The following is an 18361-nucleotide window of genomic DNA, read 5'->3' on the forward strand; positions in this document are numbered from 1 at the left end:
TCAACATTAATTCTCTTCACTTTTCTCTCTCTTCAAGCGCCAGCACAAGAAATGAGGCCAGCCAGTGACTGCCCATGTAATCACTGCCCAGAACATATCCGGATGATGCCATAACATGAGCATCTGCCAGTTGAAATAAATTTTCATGTAAGTCAGGCAATTTTCTGGCAATAGCGTAGAGGCACCAGGCGCGGGCAAAATTTAATCCATCTAAATGAACTAATTTTCCATCCGTGCGATCAAGTACAATGCCGGGTACTAAATTGAATTTCTTTTTTGTAATTGCGGGCAAGAATTTTTTAATCCAACGTTCATATTCCTCTTCGGTTAAAATTTTAGACATCAATTCTGCCGTTTGCAAACATGGAGATAAAAAATCTGATCCTCCGGGTTCATATTCAATGGGGCAATTGCAATCTTGCTCAAATAGCCTGAGTGCATGTTCTTTTAAAAAATCTTGAAAACATTTGTCATGTTGTGCAACGGCGTAGTCATAGGCAAGGGATAATCCAAACGCAGTATTGGTATGCTCTCCATTGCGCACCGGATACACTAGTTTGGGTAAATAATTTTTGTACGAATTAACAATAAAATCACACAGTGGTTTTACTTGTGATGACCAGTTTTTATGATGAACTGAATCTGCCTTCACCAATTCTGTTTGTAATTTTAAAAGCCAAGCCCATCCATAGGTTCGCTCAAATGATTTTTCAAGTTTGGGTTCAAAGTAACGCAGTTCAGCCTGCATATTTTCATGGGTAAATTGCTTATCAAACAAATGAATGATTTCAGTGGTCCAGTCGGCATCCGAAAATTTATTGAGCATGCAGGCAAGCAGCCAATGTCCGTGTACTGAGGAATGCCAGTCAAAACATCCGTAAAAAACCGGATGCAACTCCCTTGGTGAATGAAGGTAGCTGGAGTCTGTGAGCACCTGATTCAATTTGTTCGGATATTCTTGTTGAATGCATTCCAATGGCAATGCTGCAATTTGCTTGTATGCTTTTTCAGAAACATTCAATAATGAATCAGCTTGCTCACCATAAACGATAAACGAACTTAAAAGAGAAAGAAAAAATAATTTATACATGCAAATTTGTAACTTTGGTTCAAGCGATTAATTTACAAAAAGGAAAGCACGTGGGTATATTTCAGAAAATATTTGGAGGACAAAAGGCATTAGAGCCAATTGATTTTTCTTTGGTAAAGACAGATATCCACAGTCACTTGATTCCGGGTATTGATGATGGATCAAAATCAATGGATGATACACTCGCTCTTTTGAAAAAGTTTGAAGAAATGGGGTACACCAAAGTGATTACAACTCCCCATGTGATGTCTGACTTTTATAAAAACACGCCTGAAATCATCACCCAAGGATTGACAAACGTGCATGAAGCCATGAAGCAAGCCGGGCTAAAAATTGAATTGGTTGCATCAGCAGAATATTATCTTGATTTTCATTTTGATGATTTGATTAAGCAGCATCGCTTGATTCCGTTTTCAGGTAAACATATTCTGTTTGAATTGTCATTTAATGAAGAGCCTCCGCGTGTTAAAGAAGCTATTTTTAATTTGGTAACTGACGGTTATAAACCAATTCTGGCTCATGTTGAGCGATATCCATTTTATCTTAATCAATGGGAAAAAATTGATGATTACCGCAACCGGGGTGTATTGCTTCAACTAAATATTAATTCGCTCTCAGGTCACTATGGTCCGCAAGTAAAAAAGATGGCTGAACAATTAATTGACCGTGATTGGATTGATGTAATTGGTTCTGATTGCCACCATTTTGGTCATTTGCAAATGATGGAATCTTTGCGCACTAACCCGCATCTTCACAAAGTAATAGCCAAAGAAAATCTGCTGAATAAATTCTTGTGAATTATTTTTTCTCACGCTAGTGTTTTTAAAAAACCCGCTTCATCACATCCTCCTTATACATTTGCCCAACCGGAATTTGCTTATCGCCAATAAGTAGGTTACTCCCCTCTAATGCTGTTACCAGATTTTTATTGACGATAAATGATTTGTGACAACGCACAAAAATATCAGCCGGTAAATTTGTTTCAAGATATTTTAAGGCCATCAATGCAGTAATGCGTCCGTTGGATGTATAGAAGGAAACGTACTCACGCATGCCTTCAATATATCGGATATCATGATAAAGTACTTTGTATAATTTGTGATCCGCTTTTATAGTCAGATAATTTTGCTTGAGATCAGCTTGCTGTACACTAACTGATTTTAGTTCAAGATATGTTTTGGCTTTTTGAATAGCTTTTTCAAATTTTTCAAACTGAATTGGCTTTAATAAATAGTCAATAGCATCTAGTTCAAACCCTTCTAAGGCATAATCACGATAGGCAGTTGTGAAAATTACCAAGGGTCCGTTTTCAATTGATTTCACCAAATCAGTACCGGTTAGTTCCGGCATTTGAATATCTGTAATCAACAAATCAGCAGGTTGATTTTGCAGATATTCTAATACTTCTTTTCCATTTTTAAAAGACCCCACCAATTCAGCACCCTGAATTTTCTCTAAATAAGATTCAATGAGCTGTCTTGCTAATTGTTCATCATCTGCAATGATACATTTCATCACAATAGCGTCCTAAACGAATTTTATTTAGTTTAAAGTTATTGAATTTGCCGGGTTTCGATATAGAAAATGGTTAAATTCAAAACAGAACCCCCTGATAAATTTCTTTGTCCGGAGGTTTGCTTTCTTCAAATGGTTTATTGATCCACTGCTGAAGATCAATTTTCACGAATAAATTGAGTCGCAGAAAAGCGACAAGGTTTGAGAGATGCCATTTAAATTTGGCCATTGCTTTCATTGCTTTTAAAATCAGAATTGTTATTAATGCCGTCCATATTTGAATCATTACGGCATTATGACTTGTTCCAATGAACGATTTAATGTGAAGGAGTTGTTTTATTTCTCTGAAAAAAATTTCGATTTGCCACCGGCTTTTATAGAGTTCCCCGATGGTATTGGCAGTCCAGGTTAATTGATTGGTGATGATTTCAATTACCTGCTCATTTACCTCATCCCAAACAGATACTCTCCGTAACGGTTTGGGATATTTCTTTTTCGAAAGGACACCCGTTAGTTCAATGAGTTCATCTTTGAGTATATGCTGATGTCGATTATCTAGTAGAGGATTTTCTTTTTTTGGTTTTGTATTGGATGTTTTCTTTGTGCCTGATGACAAAATATACTCCGCTGCTGTCCCAAATGTTTAACAATGAAAAATCGTTGTAATATCGGTCTGCTACAATCACACTTCCTTTGAGTAAAGGAATATCATATGCGCCTTTATTGTCGGCTGTTTTTCCATCGGTGATATTTACATAAGCCGGCAAATTGCCATCATAATCAAGCATTGTATGCATTTTCACAGCTCCCTTTGCCGTCTTGTATCTTGCCCAATCAAATAATGAGAGGCACAAACTTATGGTACTTGAGTCTACTAAAAATATTTTGGATTTGATTTTAAATTTAACCTGTTTAAATCCCACCTGCTGTCCTAAACTTCCCAGCAAATGATAATAGTATGTTCTAAATAGCTCCCAATCCCTGTGTTTATTTTGGTAGCTTATGGTTGATTTAGAAGGAGCTCTTTCTATGCCCATATGATTTAAGTTACCGGTTGCTGATCGTAAACCGTTGCTAATATCCCGTATTGATTGACTTTTTGCAAATTGACAAAAGAGCATTGAAATCAGATGTGTCCAGCTATTGTAACCCTTTTGATGCTTGTCTGTTTGTTTTTCCTTTACAATCTTATTGAATTTTAATCTATCCAGTTTGGAGATTATTTGAGAAAACAAGGTTAATTTTACCATAGGAGAAGGTGTTGGTTTTTTGTTGTGGCCCTCAAAGATAATTTGAGTTACAGAAACTATCCTTCTCTTACTTTTTTTAATTGATCGTTTAGGACGCTATTGATTTCATCATATAAAATTTTTTAATCCCAGTTCTGGGGCTTTATTGTTACTATGTTGCAACCATGTGGCAACCATGAGGCAACCATGAGGTAATCATGAGGCAATAATGTGGCAATCATGAGGCAATCATGAGGCAATAATGTGGCAACGCGATTAATCGCGTTACCACATTATTGCCACTACACCTTCACCACAAAGTGACCATAGTAATATTGTTGTTGCCAAAGTAAAATATTCTGCTCTCACTTGGTCAATAACCCCTAAGTCCTAACCACCAATTCAATCCCATAACTTTCTTCACTATCCGTAATGCTCAACTGATGTTTATCTGGGTAAAGGAGTGCCAACCTTTTTTTTACATTTTCCAGACCAACGCCTCCCGTTTTATCATTGCGCATTTTTTGATCCGGTTTTGAATTATTACAGATCAAGTGAATTTGTCCGTTGGCTGCTTTTAACTGAATAGTAATCCAGCCTTTTTCTTTGTCATCGTGATTGCTGTGTTTAAAGCAATTTTCAATGAACGGAATTAAAAGAAGCGGTGCAATTTTATAATGTCCGTTTTGATTTTCAATTTCAATGCGAATGTTTGATTGGTCTTCATCTTTCAGTGCTTGCAACATGATGAAACTTTCTATCGTTTTTATTTCATCTTTCAAATCAACTTCATTTTGGTTGCTGTCATAAGTAACAAAGCGCAATATGTCTGACAAATGCATGATGGCAGCAGGTGCTTTGTCTGATTTTGCTTGTGCCAGGGCATAGATATTATTCATGCTATTAAATAAAAAATGGGGATTTATTTGTGCCTTCAATGCTTTCGTTTCTGCCTCCAGCATTTTGTTTTTTAATTCAAGACTCTCTTCACGCTGTTTGCGAACTTGCATTGAACGATTCACCAATGAGCTGACGATAATAGGCATCACTGACATAAAAAAGCGTGCAACATAAGATGTGTACAAAGGTCGTTCAAGATGTTTGAAATTGTGAAAAGGTATTTTTATATCAAGATAGAGATCAGCGCTTGCGCCTAAAAAAGTAGCAATACCAATTACAACAAGTATGACGATAAAATAGTTAACCCTTGAATTGCTGTCAAGAAAACGCGGAATAAAATAATACAGGTTGAGGTAAAACAAAATCATTTCAGGAATAGTAATGGCAAGCACCCTGATAACTGATGGTCCCAGATCAATGAAATTGGAGATAATCCATATCCATATCAAGGTATAGGCAAGCCAACCAAGCAGGGTATATTTAAGCAAATTACTCATGGATTACCAAAGTGTGAATATTGTGATTTTGTTTTGCCCGGTAAAGATAAGGTCTGACCGGCGGCTTTTTATATTTTTTCTATGTACAGCCTTATTTTTTAAACGAAATATGCATCTATATCTGAACAAAACAATCCCGTTACAGTTATATGTTCAATGACAAAACAAGGCGTTTCGTTGAAAATTAAATACAAACTGAAAATTAATAACCAACTTTGCTGTAACAAATGAACGGATTCAACCGTCACTACCCAAACAACTCACTATTCAAACTAAATTAAAGTATAATGCGTTATTTGAATAGTTGATTTGTGTTTCAACAGAATAATTAAATGAAAAAAATGGCTTTACTCAGATCAATTGTACTAGTTACAATTTTATTTTTCACTCAGGCGCTCACTGCGCAAGAAAAATTTACTATCAGTGGTACCTTAAAAGATGGTGCAACCGGTGAAGATATTATTGGTGCACGCGTGGCGGTATTGGAATTACCCGGTACAGGTGCTATCACCAATACGTATGGATTTTATTCTCTCACCTTGCCGGCAGGAAATTATACGCTGCAGTATAAATCAATCGGGTTTACTACTACTGAAGTGAAGGTGGTGCTTGATAAAAATATCACCCAAGATTTAGAACTGGCACCTGATAGTAAAGTGCTGGATGTAGTTGAAGTATCAACCGTAAAAGAAGATGAAAATGTTACTTCAGGTGAAATGAGTGTACAAAAATTGGATATCAACGAGATTGAATCAATTCCTGTAATTTTTGGTGAAAAAGATGTTTTTAAAACCATGCAATTATTACCCGGTGTAAAATCAGCCGGAGAAGGTAATTCAGGATTCTACGTGCGCGGTGGTGGTGCTGATCAAAATTTGGTGTTGCTTGATGGAGCACCGGTTTACAACGCTTCTCACTTGCTGGGTTTTTTCTCTGTTTTTAATTCTGATGCTTTGAAAGATGTAAAATTATATAAAGGTGGTGCCCCTGCTGAATTTGGTGGTCGTCTATCTTCTGTTATGGATATTAAAATGAAAGAGGGTAACTCAAAACAATTTTCTATGAGCGGTGGTATTGGGTTAATTTCTTCTCGCCTTACTATTGAGTCTCCAATTGTGAAAGATAAAGGTTCGTTTATTATCTCTGGTCGCAGAACTTATGCTGATGTTTTTCTGAAATTATCAGATAATGAATCACTCAACAAATCTATTCTCTATTTCTATGATTTGAATGCTAAGGCAAATTATAGAATTGGGCCTAATGATCGTATTTTTTTATCAGGTTATTTTGGTCGTGATAATTTTGGATTCAGTGATCAGTTTGGTTTTGACTGGGGTAATGCAACCGGAACCTTACGTTGGAATCACATCTATTCAGATAAATTGTTTGGTAATACTTCATTCGTTTTTTCTAATTACAACTACAAAATAAAATTTGGTGGAGGTAATGAAACTTTTGAAATTGGTTCTGAAATTCAAGACATGAATTTAAAACAAGATTTTGACTGGTACATCAATTCAAATAATACATTCAAATTTGGTGTAAACATTATTCATCACACCTTTAAGCCTGGTGAAATTGAAACCGGATCAGGAATCAATTTTGAGCTGAATGATATTCAGAAAAGATACTCTTTGGAAAATTCACTCTATGTGCAGAATGAGCAAAAAATTAAAAAAAGATGGGTTCTGAATTATGGTTTGCGTTATGATAATTTTGCTCAATTAGGGCCCGGTGATTTTTACACCTATGATGAAGATGGCAATGTAACGGATACAACAAATTATAGTGATTGGGAGGTGGTTAAATGGTACAATGGATTATCACCTCGTTTAGGTGCAACTTTTATCATCAATGAACTCAGTTCAATCAAAGCAAATTACGGGCGCACATACCAGTTCCTTCACCTGATCTCAAATACAACAGCATCTTCTCCAACTGATATTTGGTTGCCTTCAAGCAATAATATCAAACCTGAAATTGCTGATCAATTTGCCATTGGATATTTCCGCAATTTTTTCAATAATGCTGTTGAGGGTTCAATTGAATTTTATTATAAAGACATGCAAAACACCATTGATTACCGTGATGGGGCAGAGGTAACTTTAAATCCAACGGTTGAAGGTGAGTTGTTGTATGGTCGTGGGCGTGCTTACGGTATGGAATTTTTATTGCGCAAAAAATCAGGTAAGTTTACTGGTTGGGTTGCATATACCTTGGCAAAAACTGAACGATTATTTGATGAGATCAATAACAATACGTGGTATCCTGCAAGACAAGATCGTAGACATGATATTTCACTAGTTGGAATTTACACATTGAATGACCGCTTAACTTTTTCTGCAACTTGGGTTTTTTATACCGGTAATGCTGTTACTTTTCCAAGTGGTAAATATGAAATTGACGGACAAATTGTAAATTATTATACTGAGAGAAATGGTTACCGCATGCCAAATTATCATCGCTTGGATGTTGGTATCACGCTGAATAATAAAAACTACAAAATTGTGAAAGATCCAACTACAGGAGAAGAAAAACAAGTTCCAAAACGCTGGGAAAGTAGCTGGAATCTTTCTGTTTATAACGCTTACGCGCGTGAAAATGCGTACTCTATTTCTTTTCAAGAAAATGAAGAAACCGGTCAGACAGAAGCCGTGCAACTTGCATTATTCAAAGTGATTCCTTCCATTACCTATAATTTCAAATTCTGATTTTTTATGTTTCGTTATTCTATAGCAGCAGCAATTTTTGGTCTGATCGGTTTTTCTTCTTGTGAAAAAGTGATTGATATTCCGCTCAATGAAGCTGAACAACGCGTGGTAGTTGAAGCTTTGTTGATGGATCAACCCGGAAATAATTATGTGATTCTCTCAAAAACCGGATCGGTATATCAAGAGAGTGATTTTGAAAAACTTTCAGGCGCAACGGTAACCATTACTGATGAAGCCGGTACTGTTTATACACTCGCAGAAATGCCCGGTATGCCGGGTTATTACAATAATGCAACGCTTGAAGTATTTGTAGATAATGACTATGATTTAAGTGTCACGTATAATGGCGAAGTTTTTACATCATCAGTGCCAACTTTTTATAAACCTGAGCTTGATTCACTGAATTATCTTGAACAATCTGGTAGTTTTGGTCCGCAAACTGATACAACGTATTTAGTTTTTTTCAGCTTTAGTGACAACGCAAATCAAGATAATTTTTATAGGATAAATGTGTATGTAAATGGCATCAAAGATCCAAATTACTACATCACCAATGATGATTTATTTAACGGTGAAACGTATACTCAACCGGCTTTTGCAACCGCTGTAGAAAAGGGAGATACCGTGGTAATTGAGTTACTATCGGTTGATGAAAGTAATTATGATTATTTTTTCAGTCTTTCAAGTAATGGTAGTGATGATCCTTTTTCTCCAACACCATCTAACCCGGTTTCAAATATTGAGGGAGGAGCTATTGGTTATTTTGGGGCATACACTTCTGATACTATGTCTGTAATCATTCCGCAATAAATGAAATTGAATCAGCTGAAATATTATAGTATTGTATTGATCACGCTGAGCTTATTTTCATGTGAAAAAGTAATTGATCTTGAACTGAATGAGGCCTCGCCCGAAATTGTTGTCGAAGCTGTTTTAAAAGATAGTCCCGGGAATAATTATATCATGTTATCCTACACTTCTGCCGTATATACTGATCAAACTTTTGACAAAATTTCAAATGCTGATGTAAGAGTTACTGATAAAGACGGAAATGAATTTGTCTTTGCTGAAGATGCTTACATACCTGGTTATTATCATCACAATGATTTTGTTGTGTTGCCTGATAATGATTATTCATTATGGATTGATGTGAACGGAACTATAATCACATCTCAATGTCATTCATTTTCAAAACCTGAAATTGATTCTATCGTTTATTCTTTATCACCATTTTCGGCAGTTACTGACAGTGCTTATATGATTGAATATTATTCAACTGACAACGCAACAGAAGTGAATCATTATCGTGTGCGTATATTTATTAATGGAACCGAGCAACGTGAGTTTTATTACATCGGCAATGATGATTTCATCAATGGGCAAAATTACAATGCACCTTTTTTTGGTGCTGATGCATTCAAAGGTGATACAATTTTTATTGAGCTTATCACGCTTGACAAAGCAAATTATACTTACTTCTATACCTTGTCAAGTAATGAGTCAAATTCTACTGCACCGGCTAACCCTACAAGTAATTTGGAAGGAAATGCCATCGGTTATTTTGGCACTTACACAACGGATACCATGTCGGTTGTGATTGAGTAATCAATTTGTCCTGCGTCTGATTCTTTCCGCATCGCTAATTTCAAAGTTTGAGCAAATTGTCTGGAATAATCGAACAACATCATGCTGTTTGACAGATGTTTTTCCGTATCTTAGATTCATGCTGAAAACCACCCAGGATACAAAAAATATTGTGGATGAAATTATTTATCCGCACTCAACGATAAGGCTGCGTGATGACGGTATTCTTGAACTACACACCAATGACACGCACGTTTATGAAATCAAAGATGTCATTGAAAATGTAGACGCATTTGGAAAACTAACAGGAAACAAAAAGGCGCCAGTCATTATTTTCGGAGGTTCGTTTACTTCACTCAAAGCTGAAACCAGAGCGTTTATGGCCAGTGAAGAATCGCTGAAATATTCTGCAGCTGAAGCTTTTGTTCTTCGCTCGTTGGCACAAAAAATATTGATTAATTTTTATATCAAATTTGATAAACCCCTGGTGCCCACCAAAGTTTTTCGTGATAAAGCAAAAGCAATTGAATGGCTTAGGCAGTTCAAATAGTGACAGCTTGAATTTTCCACCATGCAACTCGTGCTGATTTAGTAATATCTTCTTAAACCTCCCTTATTCTTTAGTAAATAGCGGTCTGGTAATTTTGCAATCTATTACCATGACAGAAATTATTCTATCCATCATTGCCGGACTCGTTCTCTTTTTATTCGCCGTTAATAATCTTTCTACGGCATTAAAAAATGCGCTGGGTGATAATGCAAAAAAGTGGATATCACGTTTTACCGGTAATACATTCAGTAGTTTGATTGTAGGAATAGTTGTCACTACACTGCTTGATTCATCGTCGGCTGTAATCATCATTACCATTGTATTTGTGAATTCGGGTTTTTTAACACTCAAACAATCATTGGGAATTGTGTTGGGTGCTAATATTGGAACCACGGTAAGCAGCCAAATTATTGCAATGGATATTGGAAAATATTCTCCCGTTTTTTTGTTGATTGGTTTTGTGTTGCTCATGATTTCAAAATCAGATAAAATTACCCATGCCGGTCGTGTAATACTTTATTTTGGTGTCTTATTTTTTGGTTTGTTCACCATGGAAAATGCTGTTGAACCCCTGAAAGATGAAGCATTTTTTACTGAGATGCTCAAAAAAATTGAGAACCCGGTAACCGGCGCAATGATTGGCGCAATTGTTACATTGGTTATTCAGTCTTCATCAGCCACCGTGGGTATGGCTATTATTCTTACTAAAAAAGGCCTACTAACCGTTGGTGGAGGTATTGCAATTATGCTTGGAGCCGAACTTGGGACGTGCAGTGATACGCTGATTGCAACTATTAAAGGCAGCCGTGATGCAATCAGAACAGGAATGTTTCATTTGATATTCAATTTTGTTTGTATTCTTATTGGTTTGATTTTTTATTTTCCCTTTCTCAATTTAGTAAAATATATCAGTGCAACCGCCAGCGTTGAACGTACAGTTGCAAACGCGCACATGCTATTTAATTTTCTAGGTGTATTATTATTTATCTGGACCATTCCCTTCGCCGTAAAATTGCTCCACAAATTAGTGCCGGATAAAAAAATCAAGAAGTTGCAGGCTATATAGTGTAATAATTTTTTTGTGTCCGTCTAGCTCATTCTTAAGTGAGAAAAGAAAATGAGCACGTTTGATATTATTGAATTTAATCACCTTCAATCACCAATCTTTCACCAACGTTGTAGGCAGCAATTTGCGTCCCTTCAGTCCTTAAAGTCCTTCTAACAAACCGGCAAGAAATTTTTTCACCTCTACCCCCCAATCCCAATAATACAAACATCATCCAACTGCTCTAAATTACCACGCCAATTTTCAAATGTTTTTTCAAGAATTTCTTTTTGTTCTGTAAATGACTTGGACTGCATACCGGCAAGAAGTTCTTTCAAGCGTGACGCCTTGAATTTTTTACCGCCTTCTTTTCCGCCGGGTAAATTTTCACCGCCAAATTGATCGGCGTAGCCATCGGTCAATAAATAAAGCGAATCATTTTTCTGCAGTGAAATTTTGTGTGAGTGGAAAGGGTCATTGTGATATGATTTTCCTATTGGATGTTTATCAGGTTTTACTTCTTGTAATTCTCCGTTGGTATAAATCCAAAGCGCATTATGCGCACCTGCCCATACTATTTCATGGGTATTAATATTTTTTGAGATAAATGAAATATCCATTCCATCTTTTACATCTTGTCCACTTTTTTCAAATGTTTGCACTACTAATTCTCGTGTTTTATTCAAGATATCTGCCGGATCAGTTAATCCAAATTCTTTAATAGATCTGGTTAAGGCGTTAGAGCAAACTATACTTACCATGGCACCTGGCACACCGTGTCCCGTGCAATCTGCTGCTGCATAAAAAATGTGTGTATCTGTCTTTTCAAAAAAATAAAAATCACCCGCAACGATGTCTTTTGGTTTGTACAATAAAAAACTCCGCGGAAAAAATTTTACAATCTCATCTTGTGGTGCTAGAATGGCATGTTGTAAGCGTTGTGCATAAGTAATTGAATCAACAATTTCTTTTTGTTTTAATTCTAATTCAAGTTTATGATATTCTATCTCATGCTTCTGCTTTTTAATTACCTGAAAGCGATTGAATATAAAGATTAACAAAATCAGTACTAAAAGCAGACCAATACTTACTATTATCAAAATCATTTGTTGTTTTGATTTTTGAGCATCTGCGACTGCTTTGTCTCTGTTTTTGGCGGCAAGTAATTCTGCTTCCTTTGCTTCAAATTCATGCCTTGATTCTAATCTTCCTATTTCTCTTGACTTGCTATCGTTGTAAATTGAATCTTGTGTCAGATTATAAATTTCAAACCAATATAATGATGAGTCAAACTGTTTTGTGTTTTGGTAATTAACGTATAGCCCTTGTGATGATGTCATCTCTTTTTGCAATACGCCATTGAATTTTGCCAGTTCATAAGCTTTGAAATAGGCATGTATTGCCGCCTGGTGTTTTTTCTGCAGGGTATATGTAGTTGCTAATCCAATATAGCAGTCAGATAATTCGTAAGATTTATTGTTAGTGGCGTAATAACTGATGGCAAAGTTGAAATAGTGAATAGCTGAGTCTAATAGAAAATCTGATTCAAAATCAACAAGGAATTCTGATGAAAAATTAAAATAGTAGATCACGGAATCTTTTGGCATAAAAGCTACATCATTAAAGAGTTGGGCAGTGCAATTCATGGCATCAGCTACTAACTCTTCATCATGGAGCAGCAAACCAATTTGTTTTTCTTTCTGGTAATAATGATAAGCTTGTTTATAATCTTTAATATTATAATAGACATTTCCAATATTATTCCATGCATTAGCTGCATCTGCAGAATCACCTCTCGCAATATAAAGATTGGCACTATTGAAAAGATTTTCTAGTGCTTCGTTATGCATCATGAGTCTTTTGTAGTTGATTCCAATACGGTTGTATGCCGATGCCATACGATATTTATCTCCGGTTTTTTGGCCAAGTTCAAGTTCTCTCATGGAGTAACTTAATGAGGTAGGGTAGTCACCGGAATTGTAATAATACATACCCGTGTGCCCTAATATGGCGCCTTGTTTTTTGTATAATTTATCTTGAGATGCAATTTGAAATGCTTTCACAAAATACGCTGGAGAAAGCCCGAAACTATCTGTGTGCTCAATCATCAATCCTAAATATCGGTATGCATCAACCAGCTGTTTACGGGCAAATGAAACGTATTCTTTTTTGCTGATTAATGTGTTAGACAAAAGCAACATGCTTTGCGCAGTAGAAATTCCTTGATCATAATTTCCATCACGATAATTTGCGCGCATTTGCTCATTCAACGTGGTCAACTTCAACGTATCTTCAGTTGATGATGAATTGTTTATTGAGGATGCGCCAAAGGATGAGGATCCGCAGATCCAAAGAAGTAATAGGATAGAAAATGCTTGGGTTTGCACGGGGCAAATGTAATAAAAATGAGCGTCTTCGTTGATCTTTGTTCAGACACGTTTATACATTGCTACGCGACTAATGAAGATTGTTTTGTGGAAGAAGTAAATTACGTTTCCCAACCTGATTGCAGGTCACTCAGATTTCATTTTATGAAAACTTAAGCCTCATTCACTGGTCCACCAAAATTCATTGGAATAACGTGTCCTACTGGTCCATGTTCTTTTATCGTGCCATGAGTTGATTCGTATTTGGAAATATTGTCCATCATCGCTTTCATCAATTTTTTAGCATTCTCAGGCGCCATCACAACGCGTGATCTTACTTTACCTTTTGGTACTCCCGGCATCAATTGTATGAAGTCAACGATAAATTCTGTTGGTGAATGAGTAATTACAGACAGGTTGGAATAAATTCCTCCTGAAATATCTTCAGACAATTCTATGTTTAGCTGGTTTGGTTGTTTTTCGTCTTTTGCGCTCATAACAGATTGTATTTTATACTAGATAAAAAAGGCGTACCATTCAGTACGCCTTTATTTTTTTGCTTTGCTTTTTTAGTGAGTGGCCAACATTTCTTCGTATTCTTCTTGGCTGCCCACCAATATTTGTTGGAATTGTCTAAACCCTGTTCCTGCAGGAATCAAGTGTCCTACAATTACATTCTCTTTCAATCCTAACAGTGAATCTTCTTTTCCATTCAGCGCTGCTTCGTTCAGTACTTTAGTAGTTTCCTGGAACGATGCCGCAGAGATAAATGAACGAGTTTGCAATGACGCTTTGGTGATACCCTGTAACAATGGAATTGATGTAGCAGGTACAGCATCGCGTGCTTCAACTAGTTTTTTGTCTTTGCGTTTGAGAACTGAATTTTCATCACGCAGTTTACGTGCGGTGATGATTTGTCCTGCTTTCAATGATTCTGACTCACCTGGGTCTATCACTACTTTTTTACCATATAGTGCATCATTCTCTTCAAAGAAATCTGCTTTGTGTACTGATTGTCCTTCAAGGAATTTTGTGTCACCTGCCTCTTCAATCTCTACCTTCAACATCATCTGACGTACGATAACTTCAAAATGTTTATCGTTGATTTTCACACCTTGCAAACGGTATACCTCTTGTATTTCATTCACAAGATATTCTTGCACCGCGGTTGGTCCTTTGATGTTTAGAATATCTCTTGGAGTGATAGATCCGTCTGACAACGGTTGACCCGCTTTTACAAAATCATTCTCTTGTACAAGAATATGTTTTGAAAGTGGAACAAGATAACGGCGCTCTTCACCGGTTTTTGAAATCACCACAATCTCACGGTTACCACGTTTGATTTTTCCGTATGAAACAATTCCGTCAATCTCTGCAACTACTGCCGGGTTTGACGGATTACGTGCTTCAAATAGCTCCGTTACACGTGGAAGACCTCCTGTGATATCCCCTGATTTTCCTGATACTCGTGGAATTTTTACAAGAATAGTTCCCGCTTCAATTTTATCTCCCTGATTAACCACAATGTGTGCATTCACCGGAAGGTTGTATGATCTCAACACTTCTTTTGATTTACCATCAATGATTGATACAGTTGGTATGGTTTTCTTGTTTTTATTTTCAGTGATTACTTTCTCTGTAAATCCGGTTTGCTCATCTATTTCTTCACGGAAAGTTTCTCCTTCTGTGATGTTTTCAAATAGAACAACTCCTTTGGCATCTGAAAGAATTACTGCGTTGTAAGGATCCCATTTACAAATCACGTCTCCTTTTTTAACACTAGAATTATTATCAGCAACCAAAATTGATCCGTAAGGAATGTTTGCAGTCATTAATATAATTCCGGTGCGTGAGTCAGTGATTTTTGCTTCAGCTGAACGACCAATTACAACTTGAACATCTTTTCCGTCTTTATCTTTTGTAGGAATAGTTTTTAACTCTTCAATTTCAAGTTTTCCTTCAAATTTTGCTTTGATATCAGCCTCTTCAGCAATGTTTGCAGCAGTACCTCCCACGTGGAACGTACGAAGTGTAAGTTGTGTACCTGGTTCACCAATTGACTGTGCAGCAATAACTCCTACAGCATCTCCCATTACAGCCATTTGGCTAGTTGATAGGTTGCGACCGTAACATTTTGCACAAACACCACGCTTCATTTCACAGGTAAGCACTGAACGTACTTCAACACTTTCTATTTCTACTGCTTCAATTTGTTTTGCTGCAGTTTCTGTTACTTCTTCTCCTGCAGCAATGATCAACTCATCAGTACCCGGTTTATAAACATCATGTACTGTTACGCGACCCAAAATACGGTCGTACAATGATTCAACAATGTCATCACTTTTCTTAAGTGCAGATACAACAACGCCACGAAGTGTTCCACAGTCTGCTGTATTAATTACAACATCCTGAGCAACGTCAACCAAACGACGTGTAAGGTAACCGGCATCAGCCGTTTTCAACGCTGTATCGGCAAGACCTTTACGAGCACCGTGTGTAGAAATAAAGTACTCAAGTACTGACAACCCTTCTTTAAAATTAGATAAGATCGGGTTTTCAATAATATCTTGAGAAGATGCACCTGATTTTTGTGGTTTCGCCATCAATCCACGCATTCCTGAAAGCTGACGAATTTGTTCTTTAGATCCACGTGCACCAGAATCCATCATCATATAAATTGAGTTGAATCCTTGCTGATCTTTAATCAAACGCTCCATCAATTTTGATGTCAAACGGGTATTGGTATGTGTCCAAATATCAATGATCTGATTATAACGCTCGTTGTTGGTAATGAGACCCATGTTGTAGTTCATCATTACTTCTTCAACTTCTTTATTCGCTGTTGCAATCATTTCATCTTTCTCAGCTGGAATAATAACATCATCCAAATTGAATGACAAACCTCCGCGGAATGCCATGGTAAATCCAAGATTTTTAATATCATCAAGGAATTGTGCCGCACGAGCTGTTCCGCACACCGCAAGTACTTTAGAGATGATATCACGAAGTGCTTTTTTAGTCAACACATCATTGATGAATCCGCACTGTACAGGTACAAGTTCATTGAATAAAATTCTTCCGGTAGTTGTTTCAATTAATTTAGTAACAACGTTTCCGGCTTCATCTAAATCTTTTGTGCGCACTTTGATAGAGGCATGTAAATCAAGCTTACCTTCATTACGTGCAATGATAACTTCTTCCGGAGAATAGAATGTCATTCCCTCTCCTTTTACTTTCACGGTATCTGTACTTTTTTTCAGTTTGGTGATATAGTATAATCCAAGCACCATGTCTTGTGAAGGTACCGTGATGGGCGCACCATTAGCTGAGTTACGGATGTTGTGCGAAGCAAGCATCAGAATTTGAGCTTCAAGTATTGCAGCATTTCCAAGCGGAACGTGTACCGCCATCTGGTCACCGTCAAAGTCGGCGTTAAACGCTGTACACACTAATGGGTGCAAACGAATCGCTTTTCCTTCAATCAGTTTTGGCTGGAATGCCTGAATACCCAAGCGGTGCAATGTAGGGGCACGGTTTAGTAATACAGGGTGTCCTTTCAATACGTTTTCAAGAATATCCCAAACGATTGGCTCTTTTTTGTCAACTATTTTCTTTGCAGATTTTACAGTTTTAACAACTCCTCTTTCAATTAGTTTGCGAATAATAAACGGCTTGAATAATTCAGCTGCCATATCTTTTGGCAAACCGCACTCATGCAATTTTAAGTTTGGTCCAACAACAATTACTGAACGTGCAGAATAGTCAACACGTTTTCCAAGCAAGTTTTGACGGAAACGTCCTTGCTTTCCTTTCAAAGAATCAGAAAGTGATTTCAACGGACGATTTGATTCAGTTTTTACCGCACTTGATTTGCGTGAGTTATCAAACAATGAATCCACTGATTCCTGAAGCATCCTTTTCTCATTTCTAAGAATTACTTCTGGTGCTTTAATTTCCAACAGACGTTTCAAACGGTTGTTGCGGATGATTACTCTGCGGTACAAATCATTCAAATCTGACGTAGCAAAACGACCTCCGTCCAACGGAACCAATGGACGTAATTCAGGTGGTATAACCGGAATAACTTTCATCACCATCCACTCAGGTCTGTTCTCAACTCGTCCAAATGATTCACGAAGTGATTCAACAACCTGAAGACGCTTTAATGATTCTTTTTTACGTTGCTGTGAAGATTCAGTGTTAGCGCGGTGACGCAAATCAAATGATAACGTGTCCAGGTCAAGACGCTGTAACAAATCATGAAGAGCTTCTGCTCCCATTTTTGCAATAAATTTATTCGGATCAGTGTCTTCCAAATATTGATTTTCTTTCGGAAGCTCATCTAAAATATCCAGATATTCTTCTTCTGTTAAAAAATCCATGTATTCCAAAGGCTCACCGTCATTGCGATTAGCGATACCTTTTTGAATTACGACATAACGCTCGTAATAAATAATCTGATCAAGTTTTTTTGTTGGAAGACCTAACAAATATCCAATTTTATTTGGAAGAGAACGGAAGTACCAAATGTGCGCAACCGGAACAACAAGTGAAATATGTCCCATGCGCTCACGACGCACTTTTTTCTCTGTCACTTCAACACCGCAACGGTCACAAACAATTCCTTTATAACGAATACGTTTATATTTTCCGCAGTGGCATTCGTAATCTTTTACCGGACCGAAAATACGTTCACAAAACAAACCATCGCGTTCAGGTTTGTAGGTACGGTAATTAATTGTTTCGGGCTTCAACACTTCACCATGTGATTTCTCTAAAATCATTTCAGGTGAAGCCAGGCTGATGGTAATTTTTGAAAAACTACTCTTTGGTTTTACATCTTTTCTGAACGCCATAGTCTATTTATAATTTTT

The 18361-nt window shown here is 36.9% G+C and carries 12 protein-coding genes and 1 pseudogene; 6 read left to right on the forward strand and 7 right to left on the reverse strand.

Annotated elements, in window-relative coordinates; translation table 11 throughout:
• Positions 1–16: 16 nt before the first annotated feature.
• Entirely contained in the window at positions 17–1090 is a 1074-nt protein-coding gene (locus IPH66_13610; protein MBK7130381.1) for a DUF2891 domain-containing protein, read from the reverse strand.
• 50 nt (positions 1091–1140) lie between these two features.
• Here IPH66_13610 and IPH66_13615 point away from each other — a divergent pair, with 50 nt between their 5' ends.
• Positions 1141–1887 carry a capsular biosynthesis protein gene (locus IPH66_13615; protein ID MBK7130382.1) on the forward strand — a complete coding sequence of 249 codons (747 nt, stop codon included), beginning with the start codon at positions 1141–1143 and terminating at the stop codon, positions 1885–1887.
• A 25-nt stretch (positions 1888–1912) separates the two neighbouring features.
• Here IPH66_13615 and IPH66_13620 read toward each other — a convergent pair whose 3' ends face one another.
• The 3 genes and pseudogenes from IPH66_13620 to IPH66_13630 form a co-directional block, all read right to left on the reverse strand.
• Positions 1913–2611, reverse strand: a complete 699-nt coding sequence (locus IPH66_13620) for a response regulator transcription factor (protein MBK7130383.1) — start codon at positions 2609–2611, stop codon at positions 1913–1915.
• Between the two features lie 73 nt (positions 2612–2684).
• Positions 2685–3855, reverse strand: a pseudogene (locus IPH66_13625) (IS4 family transposase).
• A 362-nt stretch (positions 3856–4217) separates the two neighbouring features.
• The gene (locus IPH66_13630; protein MBK7130384.1) at positions 4218–5231 is read right to left on the reverse strand and encodes a histidine kinase; all 1014 of its coding nucleotides are present in this window, start codon (positions 5229–5231) and stop codon (positions 4218–4220) included.
• 341 nt (positions 5232–5572) lie between these two features.
• On the opposite strand from IPH66_13630, the gene IPH66_13635 reads away from it, so the two are divergent.
• The 5 genes from IPH66_13635 to IPH66_13655 all read left to right on the forward strand — a co-directional run bounded on the left by IPH66_13635 (position 5573) and on the right by IPH66_13655 (position 11142).
• Positions 5573–7942 carry a TonB-dependent receptor gene (locus tag IPH66_13635; protein MBK7130385.1) on the forward strand — a complete coding sequence of 790 codons (2370 nt, stop codon included), beginning with the start codon at positions 5573–5575 and terminating at the stop codon, positions 7940–7942.
• Positions 7943–7948: 6 nt separating this feature from the next.
• Positions 7949–8752, forward strand: coding sequence for a DUF4249 domain-containing protein (locus tag IPH66_13640; protein ID MBK7130386.1), 804 nt, complete (start codon positions 7949–7951; stop codon positions 8750–8752).
• Positions 8753–9547, forward strand: a complete 795-nt coding sequence (locus tag IPH66_13645) for a DUF4249 domain-containing protein (protein ID MBK7130387.1) — start codon at positions 8753–8755, stop codon at positions 9545–9547. It begins immediately after the preceding gene.
• 118 nt (positions 9548–9665) lie between these two features.
• Positions 9666–10076 (forward strand): hypothetical protein, encoded by a 411-nt coding sequence (locus tag IPH66_13650; GenBank protein MBK7130388.1) that lies wholly within the window; start codon positions 9666–9668, stop codon positions 10074–10076.
• Between the two features lie 109 nt (positions 10077–10185).
• Positions 10186–11142, forward strand: a complete 957-nt coding sequence (locus IPH66_13655) for a Na/Pi cotransporter family protein (protein MBK7130389.1) — start codon at positions 10186–10188, stop codon at positions 11140–11142.
• A 182-nt stretch (positions 11143–11324) separates the two neighbouring features.
• On the opposite strand, the gene IPH66_13660 is transcribed toward IPH66_13655, so the two are convergent.
• From IPH66_13660 to rpoC, 3 genes are all read right to left on the reverse strand, one after another.
• Positions 11325–13508 carry a SpoIIE family protein phosphatase gene (locus IPH66_13660; GenBank protein MBK7130390.1) on the reverse strand — a complete coding sequence of 728 codons (2184 nt, stop codon included), beginning with the start codon at positions 13506–13508 and terminating at the stop codon, positions 11325–11327.
• 152 nt (positions 13509–13660) lie between these two features.
• The gene (locus IPH66_13665) at positions 13661–13984 is read right to left on the reverse strand and encodes a DUF3467 domain-containing protein (protein MBK7130391.1); all 324 of its coding nucleotides are present in this window, start codon (positions 13982–13984) and stop codon (positions 13661–13663) included.
• Positions 13985–14056: 72 nt separating this feature from the next.
• Positions 14057–18343 (reverse strand): DNA-directed RNA polymerase subunit beta', encoded by a 4287-nt coding sequence (gene rpoC, locus IPH66_13670; protein ID MBK7130392.1) that lies wholly within the window; start codon positions 18341–18343, stop codon positions 14057–14059.
• Between the last annotated feature and the right edge of the window lie 18 nt (positions 18344–18361).

The organism is Crocinitomicaceae bacterium, from assembly GCA_016708105.1.
GTDB lineage: Bacteria > Bacteroidota > Bacteroidia > Flavobacteriales_D > Crocinitomicaceae > JADJGJ01.